This window comes from Snodgrassella sp. W8132, assembly GCF_016100865.1.
Taxonomy (GTDB): domain Bacteria; phylum Pseudomonadota; class Gammaproteobacteria; order Burkholderiales; family Neisseriaceae; genus Snodgrassella; species Snodgrassella alvi.
Genome location: NZ_JACFRQ010000001.1, coordinates 261,888 through 278,716, shown reverse-complemented (window position 1 = coordinate 278,716; position 16,829 = coordinate 261,888). Strand labels below are relative to the sequence as shown.

Genomic DNA, 16,829 nt, shown 5'->3' with positions numbered 1-16,829 from the left:
ATATTACAATAATTGTCTTTGTAATGCTGGATGAGCTCTGAAAATGGATACACTGTCTTTATTAAAAATTGGTCTGGTTTCTATCAGTGACCGGGCTTCTACTGGCGTCTACATGGATCAGGGTTTACCTGAACTGAAAAAATGGTTACAGCGTGCGGTATTGAATCCTCTGGAATTTGTTGAGCACCTGATTCCCGATGAACAGCCACTGATTGAAAGTATTCTGACTCAGCTTGCCGATGAAGATGCCTGCCCTCTGATTCTGACTACCGGCGGCACTGGCCCCTATTTACGCGATGTAACTCCGGAAGCAACGCTGGCAGTAGCCGATCGGGTAATTCCGGGCTTTGGTGAATTAATGCGGCAAATTAGTCTGCATTTCACTCCTACTGCTATTTTATCGCGTCAGGTAGGGGTACTGCGTGGCAATAGTCTTATTCTGAATTTACCCGGTAAACCATCTGCAATTGCAGAAACGCTGGGGGGCGTAAAAGATGAACAGGGAAAAACCCTGATACCGGGTATTTTTGCTTCAATACCTATTGCAGTAGATGCCGTTGGCGGTCCGCTTATCCGTACAGATTCCGATTTTTGTCCGGTAGTATTACCCAAGCGCTGATTGAATAATGCCTGATGTTCACAGACCAATTAATTTGGCAATGGATTTGATTGGCGGAAAATGGGAAGGTGTGATTCTTTATTCAATAAATAACATTCTGTAATTTTTAGCAGATAGGATAATATCCAGATTTATTTTGAATTTCTTAAGATTTGTATTGATCGAGCTTTAATAAAAAACAGTCTGGTAAATGACCAGACTGTTTTTTCACTGTTAAATATTTTTATCCACTTCATCCAGCGTAGCTTTGGCATCACCAAAACACATTCTGACATTTTCTTCATAAAACAGTGGATTATCTACACCTGCATAACCGGATTGCATGGAACGTTTAAATACAATCACGTTTTTAGCTTCCCAGACATGCAATACCGGCATACCGGCAATAGGACTATTCGGGTCAGTTACTGCTGCCGGATTGACTGTATCATTGGCACCAATCACCAGTACTACATCAGTATCGCTGAAATCATCATTGATTTCGTCCATTTCCAGTACAATATCATAAGGTACTTTTGCTTCAGCCAGTAATACATTCATATGTCCGGGCAGACGTCCGGCTACTGGATGAATCCCGAAGCGGACATTAATACCTTGCTGGCGCAGTTTGGCAGTAATACTGGCCACTGCATTTTGTGCATGAGCCACCGCCATACCGTATCCCGGCGTAATAATAACGCTATGTGCATTTTTCAGTGTATCTGCTACCTGCTCCGGTTTGATTTCCTGAACTTCGCCGGCTGGTACATTGTCACTGTTTGCGGCTACCGGCGCTGCGCCGAAACCACCGCCAATTACAGACAGAAATTTGCGATTCATCGCCTGACACATGATATATGACAAAATCGCACCGGACGAACCGACTAATGCACCGGTAACAATCAGTAAATCGTTATCAAGCATAAAACCGGCAGCGGCGGCAGCCCAGCCTGAATAAGAATTCAGCATGGAAATGACTACCGGCATATCAGCTCCGCCAATCGAAGCGACCAGATGATAACCGAATACCAGTGCAATCAGAGTCATGACAATCAGGGCAAAACCGGAACCGCCAACACCTACGAACCACAGCATCAGTAAAAATGACAATACCAGTGCGCCCAGATTGAGCAGGTGCCGGTGTGGCAATTGCAGGGGGCTGCTGGCAATCTTACCATTCAGTTTTCCCCATGCTACTAATGAACCACTAAAGGTTACTGCACCAATAAATACCCCCAGAAATACTTCAACCAGATGGATGGTGAACATGTCTGAGTCTACATCATGAGGGTCGATATAGCTGTTGAAACCCACCAGTACGGCAGCTAATCCGACAAAGCTGTGCAGCATAGCAATCAGCTCCGGCATCTGGGTCATTTCCACTTTCTTAGCCTGTTGCAGACCCACTGCCCCACCAATAACCATGGCAATAATCACCCAGCCCAGACCGTGCGCATTTTCACTGAAAACCGTAGCAATCAGCGCAATAGCCATACCTGCTATGCCCAGATAACAGCCACGTCTGGCACTTTCCTGCTGTGAGAGTCCGGCCAGACTCAGAATAAACAATACTGCAGCAACGATGTATGCAGCAGTTACGATACCTTGAGACATACCGTTTCCCCCTTATTTACGAAACATATTGAGCATACGGCGGGTAACAGCAAAGCCACCGAAGATATTAACGCTGACTATCGCTACTGCAATAAAGGCCAGCAACGATACGAAACCATGTCCCTGCCCGATTTGCAGCAATGCACCTACTACAATAATGCCCGATATGGCATTAGTTACCGACATTAACGGGGTATGCAGGGCGTGGTTAACGTTCCATACGACAAAGTAACCCACTACACAGGCAAGTACAAATACCATGAAGTGATTCAGAAAAGCCACCGGAGCAACCGCACCTATCCATAACATCAGTATGACTGCAATTGCTGCCCAGATGATTTTTTTGTTTGCTGAAGCCGGCTGTGCTGTCGCAACAGGAGCCGGAGCTGCGGCTTTCGGTTCTGCTTTTGGCGCGGCGGATACCTGAATCGGTGGTGGCGGATACATGCTGTTGCCTTCATGAGTAACAGTCATGTTACGGATAATCACATCTTCGAAGTTTAATGCCAGTTCACCATCCTTATTCGGTGTAAGCAGGCGTGCCAGATTAACCAGATTTGTACCATAAAGCTGTGAAGACTGGCCGGCCAGACGGTTAGCCATATCGGTATAACCAATTATTTTCACCCCATTGGCTGTAGTAATAATTTTACCGGGTTCGGTATATTCGCAGTTACCGCCGGTAGCAGCGGCCAGATCCACAATTACTGAGCCTTCACGCATACTGTCTACCATCTCCCGGGTAATCAGTTTGGGAGCAGGTTTTCCCGGAATCGCAGCAGTTGTAATGATAATGTCAACTTGTCTGGCCTGTTCGGCAAACAGTTTCATTTCTGCTTCAATATAAGCAGCACTCATGGTTTTAGCATAGCCGTCGCCACTACTACTTTCTTCTTCCTGATAGTCCAGTTGCAGAAAGTTACCACCCATGGATTCAATCTGGTCAGCAACTTCAGGGCGGGTATCGAATGCATTAACCACGGCACCAAGCTGACGGGCTGTACCAATAGCGGCCAGACCGGCCACCCCTGCACCTATAACAAGCACTTCTGCCGGAGGAACTTTACCGGCAGCAGTAATCTGACCGGTAAAGAAACGGCCAAAGTTTTCAGCAGCTTCAATTACCGCCCGATAGCCACTGATATTAGCCATTGACGACAATGCATCCATTGCCTGTGCACGTGAAATCCGCGGTACCATGTCCATTGCCAGCACAGTAATTTTTTTCGCCTGTAACTGCTGTACCAGCTCTGGCTGCTGCGCCGGCATGATAAAGCTGACCAGTATCGTGCCGGACTGCATGGCGGCAATTTCTTCTTTATTCGGTGCATTTACCTTAAATATTAGCGGACACTGCCAGACAGTGCCTGCATCGGCCACTGTTGCGCCTGCTTCCTGATACAAACCGTCAGACAAGCTGGCGGCCTTACCAGCATCATGCTCAATAACAACTTCATGCCCCAATTTAATTAGCTGGGTAACGGTTTTCGGCGTAGCCGCTACTCTGGTTTCACCGGCAAGAGATTCGCGTGGAATACCTATCTTCATTCTTATTCCTTTCCGAGGAAGGTGCCGTAAAATAGTTTTAACTGTAAATATTTGTCTGCTCTGATATATTTGCTCTGAGTTAATCAGTATAGACTGCCTGCCTAACCCATAACTATCAGAAGATAATATTTTTTGTTGTTTACAACCACTATATTATCGAAAACACAGCAATAAAACCTTTATTCAGGTCATTATTTGTGTCTTATTTAAAAAATTTAACAATTACATTTACATATAATATGTCTTTATCAATAATGTTTATTATCAGGATAGGCTATTATCTGTTTTCAATAAAAAAGCCAGCCATTAGTAATAACGGCTGGCTATAATGTGACAAGAACAAAATTTAATTCATGCTGTTCAGCGGCCGGATAACTTCATCAATCTGACGATTCAGACTTTCCAGCCCATTGCCGGATAAATACCACAAGTCAGCACTAAGATTAACGATTTGCGTACCTGCATTCTGCATAACTTTATTATCAAAATAATCGCTGCGCATCGGTGTATTGCCTATTGCTTTACTGCGGTCAACAACGTAAATAATATCCGGATGATATTGAGCAATAAACTGATTATCAACCATTATACGTGCCGGCCGGCCATTTTCAGCTTTATCCGGTACAGGCAGATCATTGGCATTTACAGCTCGTTTTACATGTAATTCATCGAATATCAGCGCAGCATAGCTACCCTGATTCATCAGCATCACATTTCCATCATTATGTAATACCACGATGGCTTTTTTACCGGATTGCTGCGCGAGCTGACGGGCTGCATCCATTTTTAAATCCAGTGCATTCAACTGCTCCTGCGCCAGTACTTCTTTGCCGGCAATTTTCCCCAGCAATCTGATCTGATTCTTAACCGCAGAATAATAATTTTCACCGGCATTAACTGAATAATTGAGTGTAGGTGCAATGGCACTTAAATCTTTATAGAAATTATTCTGCCTTCCGCTCATGATTATCAGATCCGGACTGGCAGCTTTAATACCGGCAATATCCGGCTCCTTCATTTTGCCTGAATCCTGTACCTGTGCATGATGATATTGTTGCAGATAAGCCGGAATATTACTTACCGGCGCAGCAATAACGCGGTTGCCGGCACCTAGTGCATCCAGTGTATCTAAAGCACCGAAATCCATCACAACAATTTTTTGCGGTTGCACTGGTATCTTAATTTCTTCGCCAGCCTGAGTAAGGTTAATTGACGGTGCAGTGCTTTGACAGGCACTTAACCCCATCATCAGAGCCGATGCCACAGCCAATGTTATTATTTTTTTCATAACTGAATTACCCCTTGAATTTTAAATTATTAAATAATGATAATAATTATCATTATTTAATATAAATGTCCAGCTTTGCAATACAATCCAGCTTAATATAAATTTAATAAGCGGATATTATAACTTGCCGGACAGTATGAATTTAGTGTGCGCCCAGTTTCAGACCAATAATACCGGCAATAATCAGTGTCAGGCTAATCAGACGCATGGCACCAGCCGGTTCTTTAAAAGCAATGATACCAACAATGGTTGCCCCCACAGCACCAATACCAGTCCAGACTGCATAAGCTGTACCTACCGGCAATGAACGCATGGACTGTGCCAGCAGAAGAAAGCTGCCAACCAGAGCAGCTAATGTAATGATACTCGGGGTGAATTTAGTAAAATTCTGTGAATACTTAAGACCAATTGCCCAGACTATTTCAAGTATGCCGGCCAGCAATAATGACACCCAGGCCATAATGATTCCTGTTAAGGCTGATGCAGGCCGTCCTGCGTGAGAATCTACCGGTCGGGTCGTCCCGAACGGATGCATAAATAAGCATATGAATAATGGCATCATAATAAGCAGTCTGAATCAGCGTCAAGCAATCAAAACTCCATTGGAACAAAAACAGATGGCTATAGACCATCTGTCAGGATATTGATACTGGTCGCAGTTCAGTCTGCCACAGTTATAATCAATATAATGCCGCGAACTTATTTCTTCTTCTGAATGAATTCAATTTTATAGCCATCAGGATCTTCCACAAATGCGATGACAGTAGTGCCATGCTGCATGGGTCCGGCCTCACGGGTTACACGACAGCCCTTAGCGCGCACAGCATCACAGGCAGCATAAGCATCATCTACCTCAATAGCAATATGTCCGTATCCTGTACCTAGATCATAAGTATGCGTATCCCAGTTATAGGTTAATTCCAGTACGGTACTGTCAGATTCTTCACCATAGCCGACAAAAGCCAGAGTAAAACGTCCGCCGGGAAAATCTTCCCGCCGCAGCAGTTTCATACCGAGCACATCCTGATAAAACGCCAGTGATTTATCCAGATCACCTACTCGCAGCATAGTATGCAACATTCTCATGTTATGTTCCTTATATCTTATTCTGTTTTTGTTTTTGCTAGATTACCCAGCAGCATGGCATCGCCATAACTGAAAAAGCGGTATCCGGCACCAATGGCATGCTGGTAAATGGCACGAATTTCATCATAACCGCTAAATGCGCTTACCAGCATGAGTAAAGTTGATTTAGGCAGGTGAAAATTGGTAATCATGCGGTCAATTACCTTAAACTTATAGCCCGGCGTAATAAAAATATTGGTATCGCCCTGGCCTGCCTGTAATTTTCCGCTGCGTGCTGCAGACTCCAGTGCGCGAACTGCTGTTGTGCCTACCGCCCAGATTTTATTTCCTCGCGCTTGTGCCGCTTCAATCTCTGCTACAACTTCCTCACTCACGTCATACCATTCACTATGCATATGATGTTCAGCAATATTTTCTACCCGCACCGGCTGAAAGGTGCCTGCACCCACATGTAAAGTTACTTCGGCCAGGTGTACGCCCTTATCTCGCAATTGTTGCAAAATAGTATCGGTAAAGTGCAAACCGGCGGTAGGGGCAGCTACTGCTCCTTCATATTTAGCATAAATCGTCTGATAGCGCTCATCATCGTCATGATCAGCCGAACGGGTAATGTATGGTGGCAATGGCAAATGGCCGTGAGCTTCCAGTAGCTCCCATACAGTTTTGTCGCCGGAAAAATGCAGTACAAATAACTCACCTTGTCGTGCCTGCATCTGTGCATGCAATCCGCCTTCGAAAATCAGTTCTGTACCCGGTTTGGGTGATTTAGATGAACGCACATGCGCCAGAGCAGTATGATTATCCAGCACTCGTTCAATCAGTGCTTCAATCTGACCGCCACTGGCTTTACGGCCAAAAAGGCGGGCTTTCATTACACGGGTATTGTTAAATACCAGAACATCACCGGCTGCCACATAATCTGCCAGCCGGATAAATTCACTATCTACCGGAGATTGCCCGGGCAAAGCTACCAGCAGACGACTACTGCCGCGCTCAGCCGGAGGATGCTGAGCAATCAGTTCCGGTGGCAAATCAAAATCAAAATCATTAATATGCATGTATATGTGCCCGAAAAAGGCAAAAGACGTATTATAAGCCGGCTTGCACAGACTGCGAAGCAGTAGCATATTACCCTTATCAGCCACAGTTTAAATAACCGGCTTATCAGTTTATTAAGCACGCAAAATAAGGCTGCTAGACTGTTATACGGGAAAACAGTTGTAGTTTATATAGTGAATTTTTACGAAAATACTGGACATTTGCGCGCATTTTCGGCAAAAATGGCGCAATTTTGCGATAAACAATTAATTTATGAGTGCCTCAATTCTGGTTTTAAACGGCCCCAATCTGAATCTTTTAGGGTTACGGGAGCCGCATATATATGGCCATACAACACTGGCAGACATTAATCAGAAACTGCTTGTACAGGCACAGGCAGCCGGTCTAACGCTAGAAACACTGCAAAGCAATGCCGAACATGTTCTGACAGAACGCATTCAGGCTGCATTAACTGATGATACCCGATTTATTATTATTAACCCGGGTGCATTTACTCATACCAGCATAGCCATTCGTGATGCTTTTGCAGCTGCCGGAAAACCATTTATTGAGATACACATTTCAAATGTACATGCACGCGAAGCTTTCCGGCGCCATTCCTATCTGTCCGATATTGCCATGGGGGTAATCTGTGGTCTGGGCGTATATGGTTACGAGGCAGCGTTACACCGTGCAATTGAATACATTCAAGAGACAGATCGCCAACACTAATACCTATTGCGATCAGGTCCAATCACACAAGGGTTCATAATATGGATTTACGTAAACTTAAAAAACTCATTGATCTGGTAGAAGAGTCAGGCATTGCTGAAATCGAAGTGACCGAAGGTGAGGAAAAGGTACGAATTACCCGCACTACTGCTGCTCAGCCAGTATATTCTGCACCAGTACAGCAACAGCCGGCTGTTATGGCTGCACCAGCAGCTGCTCCGGCAGAAGCTGCTCCGGCAGCAGCAGTACCGGCAGCCGGTCCTGATCTGAGCAAAGCGATGAAATCACCGATGGTCGGAACTTTTTACCGGGCAGCAAGTCCGACTTCTGCACCATTTGTTGAAGTGGGACAAACCGTTAATACCGGCGATACTCTGTGTATCATCGAAGCCATGAAACTGATGAATGAAATTGAAGCTGATCACAGTGGCGTGGTCAAAGAAATTCTCGTATCCAACGGGCAGCCTGTGGAGTTTGGTGAACCGCTGTTTATTATTGAGTAATCTTAATATCAGTCATAACTCCCCTTTTTTACAAGGTACTGCCTCATGTTAAAAAAAGTTCTTATTGCCAATCGTGGCGAAATTGCGCTGCGCATTCTGCGCGCCTGCCATGAAATGGGTATTGCAACCGTGGCTGTGCATTCAGAAGCCGACAGTGATGCTCTGCACGTTAAGCTGGCTGATGAATCTGTTTGTATTGGTCCGGCCAGTTCCGCCCAAAGTTACCTGAATATCCCTGCTCTGATTTCCGCTGCTGAAGTTACCGATGCTGATGCCATTCACCCCGGTTATGGATTTCTGGCAGAAAATGATGGTTTTGCAGAACAGGTGGAGCAGTCCGGTTTCGTTTTTATCGGTCCGCGTCCGGAAACCATACGTCAGATGGGCGACAAAGTTTCTGCGAAAAAGGCGATGCAGGCTGCCGGTGTTCCCTGTGTACCCGGTTCAGATGGTGCATTACCGGAAGATCCGCAGGAAATTGAAAAAATCGGTGCTGCGGTAGGCTATCCGGTCATTATTAAAGCATCAGGCGGCGGCGGCGGTCGCGGTATGCGCGTAGTTGAAAAGGCTGAGGATTTACTGGCCGCAGTAGAAATGACCCGTACTGAAGCCGGTGCTGCTTTTGGTAATCCTGCCGTGTATATGGAGCGTTATCTGCAGAAACCGCGCCATATTGAAATTCAGGTACTGTGTGATGAACATGGCAATGCCATTTATCTGGGTGAGCGTGACTGCTCTATGCAGCGCCGCCATCAGAAAGTCATTGAAGAAGCACCGGCGCCATTTATCACTGCGGAAGAACGCGAACGTATTGGTAGCGCGTGTGTGGCTGCATGTCAGCGCATCGGCTACCGTGGTGCAGGTACATTTGAATTTCTGTATGAAGATGGTGAGTTCTTCTTCATTGAAATGAATACCCGTGTACAGGTTGAGCATGCTATTACTGAGCTGATTACCGGTGTGGATATTGTGCAGGAGCAAATCCGTGTAGCTTCCGGTCTGCCTCTATCCTACACTCAGGCAGATATCCGTTTACAAGGACATGCTTTTGAATGCCGGATTAATGCCGAAGACCCGTATACTTTTGTTCCCAGCCCCGGCCTGATTACCAGCTGCCATCAGCCCGGTGGTAACGGTGTGCGCATTGACAGCCATATTTATCAGGGCTATACCGTACCTCCTTATTACGATAGCATGATTGGTAAGGTTTGTACCCACGGGCGTGATCGTAATGAAGCTATCGCCAAAATGCGTGTTGCCCTGCAGGAGCTGGCCATCACCGGTATTAAAACCAATACCAACCTGCACCGTGATATTTTTGCTGATCCGGGTTTCATTCATGGTGGTGAAAGTATTCATTATCTTGAACAATGGTTACAAAAACACAAAGAATCACAAAAATAATTTACAATAAGCATACATTGCGCTTTTGTTTGCAGGCAGCCGCGGTGGCTGCCTGAAGTTTTATAAAACATCCAGTTACGGTAAAAAAGCCATGCACTACCAACAAGTTGTTATTACAGTTACACAAGATCAGGTGGATAAGCTCTCCGATGTACTGATTGAAAACGGCGCATTAAGTACAGCTATTGAAGATGCCAATGCCGGCAATGATAATGAACAGCCGATTTTTGGCGAACCTGATATGCCCACTGAACAGGTGTGGCAGCAAAGTAACATTGTGGCACTGTTTGATGAAAATACTGATATTGATTCCGTTGTCTCTACAGCGGCACAGGAATGTGCGATTGCCAAACCACAGTACTATCTTGAAACCATTCCTGAGCAGGACTGGGTACGGCTGACCCAGTCTCAGTTCGACCCGATTCAGATTTCTTCGCGCTTATGGATTACGCCATCATGGCATAACCAGCCAACTGAACCGGGGGTCATCAATCTGCAACTGGATCCGGGACTGGCTTTCGGTACCGGGAGTCACCCCACTACCCGGCTGTGTCTGCAATGGCTGGATAAGCATGTGCGCAGCGGTGAAACTCTGCTGGATTATGGCTGTGGTTCAGGTATTCTGACGATTGCCGCACTGAAACTGGGTGTCGGCCGTGCCTGTGGTGTAGACATTGATCCGCAGGCAATCCGTGCCAGTCAGGATAATGCTGCACAAAATCAGGTCAGTGCTGAATTTTATCTTCCGGATAATTTGCCAGCCGGTCAGAAATTTGACATCGTTGTTGCAAATATTCTGGCTAATCCGTTACGCATGCTGGCTCAAATGCTGGCAGAACGTACCCGTACCGGCGGTGAAATTGTCCTGTCAGGTATTCTGGCAGAACAAACAGAAGAGCTCAGTGGAATATATCGTCAGTGGTTTGATTTGAACTCACCTAAAACACTGGACGGGTGGGTATGTATTAGTGGCCGTAAAAGAGCATAATTGTCCGGTTCTGCTATTTATCTGAAAATACCGGCATGACATGCTAATGCGATAACACGGCTATCTGCTTCTGACAGTACTTAATTGCCTCCTTTTTAACTATTTGGTTTGCTGAAAAATCATGTCTAAAACAATTACTGTTATTTGTCCTAAATGCCATGCAGAAAATATCGTAGCAACACCGCCACGTGACGGAGGACGTGTTGTGTGTGAACAATGCCGGCACAGATTTACTGTTGTATCCAAAATCCGTACGAATAAAAATGTCACCCCGCCGGCCGGAAGCAAAAATAATACGGCTGCTTCCGGACAACAGGTACCCAGTGCCAGTGAAGTAATGGATTTACTGCAAAATGCTCTGAATTTAAATCAGACCAACAGCAGAAATGCCCAGAGTCAGATATTTACCAGTGCACCAACACCAAAAAATACTGCGGTTATTGATAAAAGACCGAATCTGAATACTTTATTAAATCAAGTAGCCAATAAAGTTGAAATCCGCGTGCCAACGGTAATCGAACCGGAACCGGAACATTCGTCTGCGCCGCAGCCGCAGCTAGCCAGCAGTGAATTACTGCGCAACCCGCCACCTGTAGCAGAGCCGGTAAAAGAAGCTCCGCCAATAGTCAATACACCAGTCCATGTGCCTGAAGAAAACACCACCAGCATCTCCATGAACAGTAATGTGAATAACCTGAATAATCTTGTTTTTACCTTACTGCCTAATGACAATCCAAATCAGGCAGATGTACCATTACTGCTTAATGATGCAATCGAAAAAACCGATGCCATCCATGCCAAAACCGAATTTTTACATCATCAGCAGGATAAACTGTCCAAAGAATTTAACTGGACTCTGGCAACCATTGTTGCGTTAACTGTACTGATGATGCAGTTATTTTATTTAATGGCAGTAAAATGAACATTCATGCAGGTAATCAAGAAACTTTTAAGAGTAATCAGTTTGTTCACGACTTTCGTCAGGCCTCACCCTATATCCACCATCTGAATGGTAAAACGCTTGTTTTAGCAATCAGTAGCCATGTTCTGGTAAGCGACAAACTCGCAGCACTGGCCGCCGATATACTTTTATTAACCAGCCTCGGTATGAGGCTGGTTCTTATTCACGGGTGCAGCCAGTATATTCAGGCCATAGCCGGCAGTGATACTGCAATCAGCATAGATGAAAATCCGGTTACGGATAATGCTGCTCTGGAGTTAGTCAAACAGGCCAGCGGAATTGCACGCTTCAATCTGGAAGCAGCTCTATCTATGATACCTACACAGGTTATGGAGCACAGCACTCCGAACCTGCGTATTGCTGCCGGCAATTTCCTGCGCGCCAAGCCGCTGGGCGTAATTAACGGAACAGATATGGGCTACAGCGGCTGTGTCCGTAAAGTAGATTCGGCCGCTATCGAAGAGCGTCTGGCTCACAATCAGCTGGTATTAATCAGCCCGATCGGACATTCGCTTAGCGGTCAGTCATATCGTTTGCAGGTAAATGAAGTTGCCCAAGCTGTAGCAGAAGCCATCAGCGCAGAAAAACTCATCTTTCTGGGCACACAGCAGGGTTTACTGGATGAACGGCAACAGACCATCAGTGAACTGAACTGTGTTGAAATTGCCAGTCTGCTGGCACAAAACACCGGAAGCAGACGCCAGACAGAGCTGTTACAAACAGCAGCACATGTACTTGAACACGGTGTTCAGCGGGTGCATGTACTGTCCGGTCTGCAGGATGGCAGCCTGTTACAGGAATTATTTACCCGTGAAGGCAGCGGCACAGCCATGGCTAAAGCGCCCTTTATGCGTATCCGGCCGGCTGCCAATAAAGATATCGGTGATATCCTGCAACTGATTGCGCCACTGGAAGCCGCCGGTATTTTATTACCGCGTGACAGTGAGTACATGGAAAACCATATTCATGAATTTTCTGTGCTGGAGCAGGATTGTTATGTCTATGGCTGTGTCGCTTTACATGTTTATCCTGAAGCAAATGCCGGTGAGCTGGCCTGTCTGATTGTTTCACCGAATGCCCGCGCCCGCGGCTACGGAGAACTGCTGCTGACTCATGTTATTAAACAGGCACAGCAATTACAGCTAAAAGAACTGTTTGCTCTGAGCACACATACCGGCGACTGGTTTGTTGAACGCGGATTTATCAGTGCTCATCTGGAACAGTTACCATCAGAGCGGCAGCAACAGTACACCAGTAACAAACGCCAGTCGAAAATATTTTGCCGCCAGCTTTAAACCAACTCCTGCAAAATATTTTACAATCTGTATTTTTCCCTGAATGACACGAAGGAAAACACATGAGCCATATGGTGCATTGCGTTAAACTGGGCAAAGAAGCGCCCGGATTAAAATTTCCGCCATTTCCCAATGAACTGGGTAAACGCATATACGATAATGTATCACAGGAAGCCTGGGATGGCTGGTTACGTTATCAAACCATGATTATTAATGAAAACCGCCTTAGTCTGGCCGACCCCCGCGCCCGTCAGTACATTACTCAGCAAATGGAAAATTATTTCTTCGGCGAGGGTGCCGACCAAATCAGTGGTTATACACCGCCTCAGGAATAAAAACTAATGGCTGTTCGATTTCACAGAGACGAACAGCCTTTTATTTTCCCGACATTTTTGCACTGTTTTATGGTTATCCAGCTTATTAAAAGTGATTTGTTTCGTTATAGCGGCCGTACAGACTGGTCTAGTTTTATTCGTCATTATCTGTTTAACCGGGGTTTCCGCTTTACTTTCTGGCTCAGGCTGGCCTCCGTACCGGGAATATGGCGCAAACTTGCCTATCCCATGTATGCATGGCAAAAACGCCGCAGCGGCATCATTATCAGCCCGCGCACAGCAGTGGGTTATGGTTTGTACATTGGTCATGGCGGCCCGCTGATTATCAATAGCAGTGCCCGACTGGGTAACAATGTCAATCTTTCTCCCTACACAGTAATTGGCGCTAACAACGGACCCGCAGCCTGTATCGGTAATAACGTCTACATCGGACCCAACTGTAATCTGATTGAAAATGTACAGATTGGTGACAATGCCACTATTGGCGCCGGCAGTGTTGTGACTAAAAATATTCCGGCAAATGCCACTGCTGCCGGCAATTACGCTAAAGTACTGAACTACCAGAACCCGGGACAATATATCCACAACCGCTGGCCGCCAGAAAATACAAATGAAGCTTGACCTGCCAGCAAAACAGTGCCAATGTTAGTAACATTAACACCAGACTGACAAATTCTTACCCTTAATGACAGTTACAGGTATAGCCAATGTCCGAAATTCAGCCACATCTACTTTGCCGTGAACTTAGCCTGCTGGCTTTCAATCGTCGCGTTCTGGCACAGGCGCAGGATACACAGGTACCCTTACTCGAACGTTTACGGTTTTTATGTATCGTTTCTTCCAATCTGGATGAATTTTTTGAAGTACGGATGGCATGGCTGCGGCGTACCCGTGAACTTTCGCCACATATTCCTCTGGCCAATGGCGAACTGCCGGATACAGTCATTGCCAATGTAACCGAAGAAGCTCACGCCATTATTGCCGAGCAATACAGATTGTTTAACGATGAGCTGATTCCGGCACTGCGTAGTGAAGGCATATCTTTTTATCCGCGCAGTGAATGGAGTGAGGCACAACGCCAGTGGGTGGCTGATTACTTCCGGCATGAATTGTTACCTATTCTGACCCCTATCGGACTCGATCCTTCGCACCCTTTTCCGCGCTTACTGAATAAATCACTGAATTTTGCAGTAGAACTGGAAGGTAAAGATGCTTTTGGGCGTACCGGCGGCATGGCCATCGTTCAGGCTCCGCGTATTTTGCCAAGAGTACTGAAAATGCCTAAGGAATTATGTGACGGGCATGATGGTTTTGTATTTCTGTCGTCAATCCTGCATGCTCATGTGCATACACTCTTCACTGGAATGAGCGTTAAAGGCTGCTATCAGTTTCGCCTTACCCGCGACAGCGACTTAAGTGTTGATGAAGAAGATCTGGAAAATCTGCGCACGGCAATTGCCGGTGAATTACAGGGAAGACAATATGGAGATGGTGTCCGGCTGGAAGTAGCCGATAATTGTCCAGCACACGTTTACGATTTCCTGCTTAGTCATTTTCATCTGGGGCGCGACGAATTGTACCGGGTAAACGGTCCGGTAAATCTGGTACGACTAATGGCCGTACCGGATATGGTTGAACGCAATGATTTAAAATTTCCGCCATTTATTCCCGGCACACCGGCCATTCTGAATAAAAATCGCGATATGTTTAGCATTATCAGCCAGCGCGATATTTTACTCTATCATCCCTATCAGTCTTTCGAACCTACAGTTCGTCTGATTCAGCAGGCAGCTGATGACCCTCAGGTTATTGCAATAAAAATGACCATTTACCGCACTGGCAGTAACTCTGACCTGGTAAAAGCACTGATGAAAGCAGCACTGACAGGCAAACAGGTTACTGTGGTGGTTGAGCTGATGGCCCGTTTTGATGAAGAAACTAATCTAAACTGGGCAGGTCAGCTCGAAGCTGCCGGCGCCCATGTCGTATACGGAGTCTTCGGTTATAAAGTTCATGCCAAAATGGCACTGATAGTCCGTCGTGAAGACGGAAGGCTGAAACGCTACGCTCATGTCAGTACAGGTAATTATCATCAGGGCACCAGCCGTATTTATACTGATCTGGGTCTGATGACCTGCAATCAGGATATCAGCGTGGATGTTAATACCGTATTTATGGAAATCACCGGTCTGGGACAACCCAATAATCTGCATAAAATAGCACAAAGCCCATTTACTCTGCACAAAATGCTTCTCAACAGCATTAATAACGAAATTGAGCAGGCAAAAGCCGGCAAAACAGCTCGTATTATTGCTAAAATGAACGCACTAGTTGAGCCTTCTATTGTCGATGCCCTATATACAGCCAGCCAGGCCGGTGTACAAATTGAGCTGATAGTACGCGGAATATGTGTGCTGCGACCGGGTGTTAAAGGCTTATCAGAAAATATCCGGGTACGTTCTATAGTCGGCCGGCTGCTGGAACATGCGCGAGTATTTTATTTTGAAAATGGCGGTGATTCTAAACTATGGATATCCAGCGCCGACTGGATGGGACGAAATCTTTTCCGTCGTGTAGAAATTTGCACACCGATTGAAACACCTGAGCTAAAACAACGTATAATCAAGGAAACTCTGATGCTTGCGCTGGCTGATAATCAGTGTGCATGGCTAATGCAGCCGGATGGCCAGTATGAGCGCATTAAACCAGCAGAGAAAGAGTCAGTAACCAATATGCAGAATATGCTTATTGAGCGTTATCGCCAGTAATAATACTGGTTTCAAACCTAAAACTACCGAATGGCCGGTCAGAATGCTGAATTAATTGTGTAGTAAGCAGTTGTAGCCAGTGCCATGGCAAAAAAAGCAAGGTTATCCATCCGGATACCTTGCTTTTCGTTTGCTTAAATAAAAATTACTGATGTCCGGTACTACCAAAACCGCCTTCTCCGCGGCTGGTTTGCGTAAATTCATCAACCACGGTAAAAGCTGCCTGCATAACCGGCACAATAATCATCTGAGCAATCCGTGCCAGAGGTTCAATCACATACGCTTCCTGACTGCGATTCCACAACGATACTTTTAATTCTCCCTGATAATCCGAATCAATTAAACCAACCAGATTACCCAGTACAATTCCATGTTTATGCCCTAAACCGGAACGCGGCAATATCAGAGCTGCATATCCCGGATCAGCCAGATGTATGGCCAGTCCGGTCGGTAGCAGAAAACTTTCTCCCGGCTGCAAAGTAACCGGTGCTTCAATACAGGCACGTAAATCCAGCCCGGCCGAACCAATCGTCGCATATTCAGGTAATTGTTCTGCCATTGACGGATGTAATATTTTAATTTGTACAGATAACTCAGAAGCACTCATAAAAACCAGTCTTTAAATAATAGATCATTAAAAATATCAGGACAGCAAGCCCTTATAACACATC

At 45.8% G+C, this 16,829-nt stretch carries 17 protein-coding genes; 10 read left to right on the top strand and 7 right to left on the bottom strand.

From position 1 onward, the window contains the following. The first annotated feature begins 43 nt into the window (after positions 1-43). A complete protein-coding gene (gene mog / locus H3U82_RS01310; protein WP_084586123.1) occupies positions 44-619 on the top strand; it encodes a molybdopterin adenylyltransferase in 576 nt (191 codons plus the stop codon). A 213-nt stretch (positions 620-832) separates the two neighbouring features. Here mog and pntB read toward each other — a convergent pair whose 3' ends face one another. From pntB to queA, 6 genes are all read right to left on the bottom strand, one after another. Then, the gene (pntB, locus tag H3U82_RS01305) at positions 833-2,212 is read right to left on the bottom strand and encodes a Re/Si-specific NAD(P)(+) transhydrogenase subunit beta (protein ID WP_084553034.1); all 1,380 of its coding nucleotides are present in this window, start codon (positions 2,210-2,212) and stop codon (positions 833-835) included. A 12-nt stretch (positions 2,213-2,224) separates the two neighbouring features. Further along, entirely contained in the window at positions 2,225-3,760 is a 1,536-nt protein-coding gene (locus H3U82_RS01300) for a Re/Si-specific NAD(P)(+) transhydrogenase subunit alpha (RefSeq protein ID WP_198208806.1), read from the bottom strand. A gap of 346 nt (positions 3,761-4,106) precedes the next feature. Beyond that, positions 4,107-5,048 (bottom strand): siderophore ABC transporter substrate-binding protein, encoded by a 942-nt coding sequence (locus H3U82_RS01295; RefSeq protein WP_198208803.1) that lies wholly within the window; start codon positions 5,046-5,048, stop codon positions 4,107-4,109. Between the two features lie 142 nt (positions 5,049-5,190). Next, positions 5,191-5,508, bottom strand: coding sequence for a quaternary ammonium compound efflux SMR transporter SugE (gene sugE, locus H3U82_RS01290; protein ID WP_025331179.1), 318 nt, complete (start codon positions 5,506-5,508; stop codon positions 5,191-5,193). Between the two features lie 239 nt (positions 5,509-5,747). Continuing rightward, positions 5,748-6,134 (bottom strand): lactoylglutathione lyase, encoded by a 387-nt coding sequence (gloA, locus tag H3U82_RS01285; protein ID WP_078475657.1) that lies wholly within the window; start codon positions 6,132-6,134, stop codon positions 5,748-5,750. 17 nt (positions 6,135-6,151) lie between these two features. After that, positions 6,152-7,192, bottom strand: a complete 1,041-nt coding sequence (gene queA, locus H3U82_RS01280; protein ID WP_198208801.1) for a tRNA preQ1(34) S-adenosylmethionine ribosyltransferase-isomerase QueA — start codon at positions 7,190-7,192, stop codon at positions 6,152-6,154. A gap of 253 nt (positions 7,193-7,445) precedes the next feature. Here queA and aroQ point away from each other — a divergent pair, with 253 nt between their 5' ends. The 9 genes from aroQ to ppk1 all read left to right on the top strand — a co-directional run bounded on the left by aroQ (position 7,446) and on the right by ppk1 (position 16,158). Next, positions 7,446-7,904, top strand: a complete 459-nt coding sequence (gene aroQ, locus H3U82_RS01275) for a type II 3-dehydroquinate dehydratase (protein ID WP_198208799.1) — start codon at positions 7,446-7,448, stop codon at positions 7,902-7,904. A gap of 41 nt (positions 7,905-7,945) precedes the next feature. Further along, positions 7,946-8,407, top strand: coding sequence for an acetyl-CoA carboxylase biotin carboxyl carrier protein (gene accB / locus H3U82_RS01270; protein ID WP_198208797.1), 462 nt, complete (start codon positions 7,946-7,948; stop codon positions 8,405-8,407). A gap of 45 nt (positions 8,408-8,452) precedes the next feature. Continuing rightward, positions 8,453-9,811 carry an acetyl-CoA carboxylase biotin carboxylase subunit gene (gene accC / locus H3U82_RS01265; protein WP_025331184.1) on the top strand — a complete coding sequence of 453 codons (1,359 nt, stop codon included), beginning with the start codon at positions 8,453-8,455 and terminating at the stop codon, positions 9,809-9,811. Positions 9,812-9,902: 91 nt separating this feature from the next. Beyond that, a complete protein-coding gene (gene prmA / locus H3U82_RS01260; RefSeq protein ID WP_198208795.1) occupies positions 9,903-10,799 on the top strand; it encodes a 50S ribosomal protein L11 methyltransferase in 897 nt (298 codons plus the stop codon). Positions 10,800-10,920: 121 nt separating this feature from the next. Further along, complete coding sequence (locus tag H3U82_RS01255; protein WP_084547888.1) at positions 10,921-11,721, top strand: hypothetical protein; 801 nt, start codon at positions 10,921-10,923, stop codon at positions 11,719-11,721. Further along, positions 11,718-13,055 (top strand): amino-acid N-acetyltransferase, encoded by a 1,338-nt coding sequence (gene argA / locus H3U82_RS01250; RefSeq protein ID WP_198208793.1) that lies wholly within the window; start codon positions 11,718-11,720, stop codon positions 13,053-13,055. Before H3U82_RS01255 ends, argA begins: the two co-directional genes overlap by 4 nt. Positions 13,056-13,117: 62 nt before the next feature. Further along, the gene (locus H3U82_RS01245; protein WP_078475662.1) at positions 13,118-13,390 is read left to right on the top strand and encodes an oxidative damage protection protein; all 273 of its coding nucleotides are present in this window, start codon (positions 13,118-13,120) and stop codon (positions 13,388-13,390) included. A gap of 6 nt (positions 13,391-13,396) precedes the next feature. Continuing rightward, positions 13,397-14,011 (top strand): serine acetyltransferase, encoded by a 615-nt coding sequence (locus tag H3U82_RS01240; RefSeq protein WP_198208791.1) that lies wholly within the window; start codon positions 13,397-13,399, stop codon positions 14,009-14,011. Positions 14,012-14,097: 86 nt separating this feature from the next. Next, positions 14,098-16,158, top strand: coding sequence for a polyphosphate kinase 1 (ppk1, locus tag H3U82_RS01235; protein ID WP_084552044.1), 2,061 nt, complete (start codon positions 14,098-14,100; stop codon positions 16,156-16,158). A gap of 145 nt (positions 16,159-16,303) precedes the next feature. Here ppk1 and dut read toward each other — a convergent pair whose 3' ends face one another. Further along, on the bottom strand, positions 16,304-16,765 hold the full coding sequence (gene dut / locus H3U82_RS01230) for a dUTP diphosphatase (RefSeq protein ID WP_025331191.1): 462 nt from the start codon (positions 16,763-16,765) through the stop codon (positions 16,304-16,306). Positions 16,766-16,829 lie beyond the last annotated feature (64 nt).

Bases quoted from the DNA above. Each gene is read 5' to 3' on its own strand.
- aroQ (WP_198208799.1), top strand. From the start codon at position 7,446: ATGAGTGCCTCAATTCTGGTTTTAAACGGCCCCAATCTGAATCTTTTA.
- accB (WP_198208797.1), top strand. From the start codon at position 7,946: ATGGATTTACGTAAACTTAAAAAACTCATTGATCTGGTAGAAGAGTCA.
- H3U82_RS01255 (WP_084547888.1), top strand. From the start codon at position 10,921: ATGTCTAAAACAATTACTGTTATTTGTCCTAAATGCCATGCAGAAAAT.
- H3U82_RS01245 (WP_078475662.1), top strand. From the start codon at position 13,118: ATGAGCCATATGGTGCATTGCGTTAAACTGGGCAAAGAAGCGCCCGGA.
- accC (WP_025331184.1), top strand. From the start codon at position 8,453: ATGTTAAAAAAAGTTCTTATTGCCAATCGTGGCGAAATTGCGCTGCGC.
- queA (WP_198208801.1), bottom strand. From the start codon at position 7,192: ATGCATATTAATGATTTTGATTTTGATTTGCCACCGGAACTGATTGCT.
- pntB (WP_084553034.1), bottom strand. From the start codon at position 2,212: ATGTCTCAAGGTATCGTAACTGCTGCATACATCGTTGCTGCAGTATTG.
- H3U82_RS01300 (WP_198208806.1), bottom strand. From the start codon at position 3,760: ATGAAGATAGGTATTCCACGCGAATCTCTTGCCGGTGAAACCAGAGTA.
- prmA (WP_198208795.1), top strand. From the start codon at position 9,903: ATGCACTACCAACAAGTTGTTATTACAGTTACACAAGATCAGGTGGAT.
- sugE (WP_025331179.1), bottom strand. From the start codon at position 5,508: ATGGCCTGGGTGTCATTATTGCTGGCCGGCATACTTGAAATAGTCTGG.
- dut (WP_025331191.1), bottom strand. From the start codon at position 16,765: ATGAGTGCTTCTGAGTTATCTGTACAAATTAAAATATTACATCCGTCA.
- H3U82_RS01240 (WP_198208791.1), top strand. From the start codon at position 13,397: ATGGCTGTTCGATTTCACAGAGACGAACAGCCTTTTATTTTCCCGACA.
- mog (WP_084586123.1), top strand. From the start codon at position 44: ATGGATACACTGTCTTTATTAAAAATTGGTCTGGTTTCTATCAGTGAC.
- ppk1 (WP_084552044.1), top strand. From the start codon at position 14,098: ATGTCCGAAATTCAGCCACATCTACTTTGCCGTGAACTTAGCCTGCTG.
- argA (WP_198208793.1), top strand. From the start codon at position 11,718: ATGAACATTCATGCAGGTAATCAAGAAACTTTTAAGAGTAATCAGTTT.
- H3U82_RS01295 (WP_198208803.1), bottom strand. From the start codon at position 5,048: ATGAAAAAAATAATAACATTGGCTGTGGCATCGGCTCTGATGATGGGG.
- gloA (WP_078475657.1), bottom strand. From the start codon at position 6,134: ATGAGAATGTTGCATACTATGCTGCGAGTAGGTGATCTGGATAAATCA.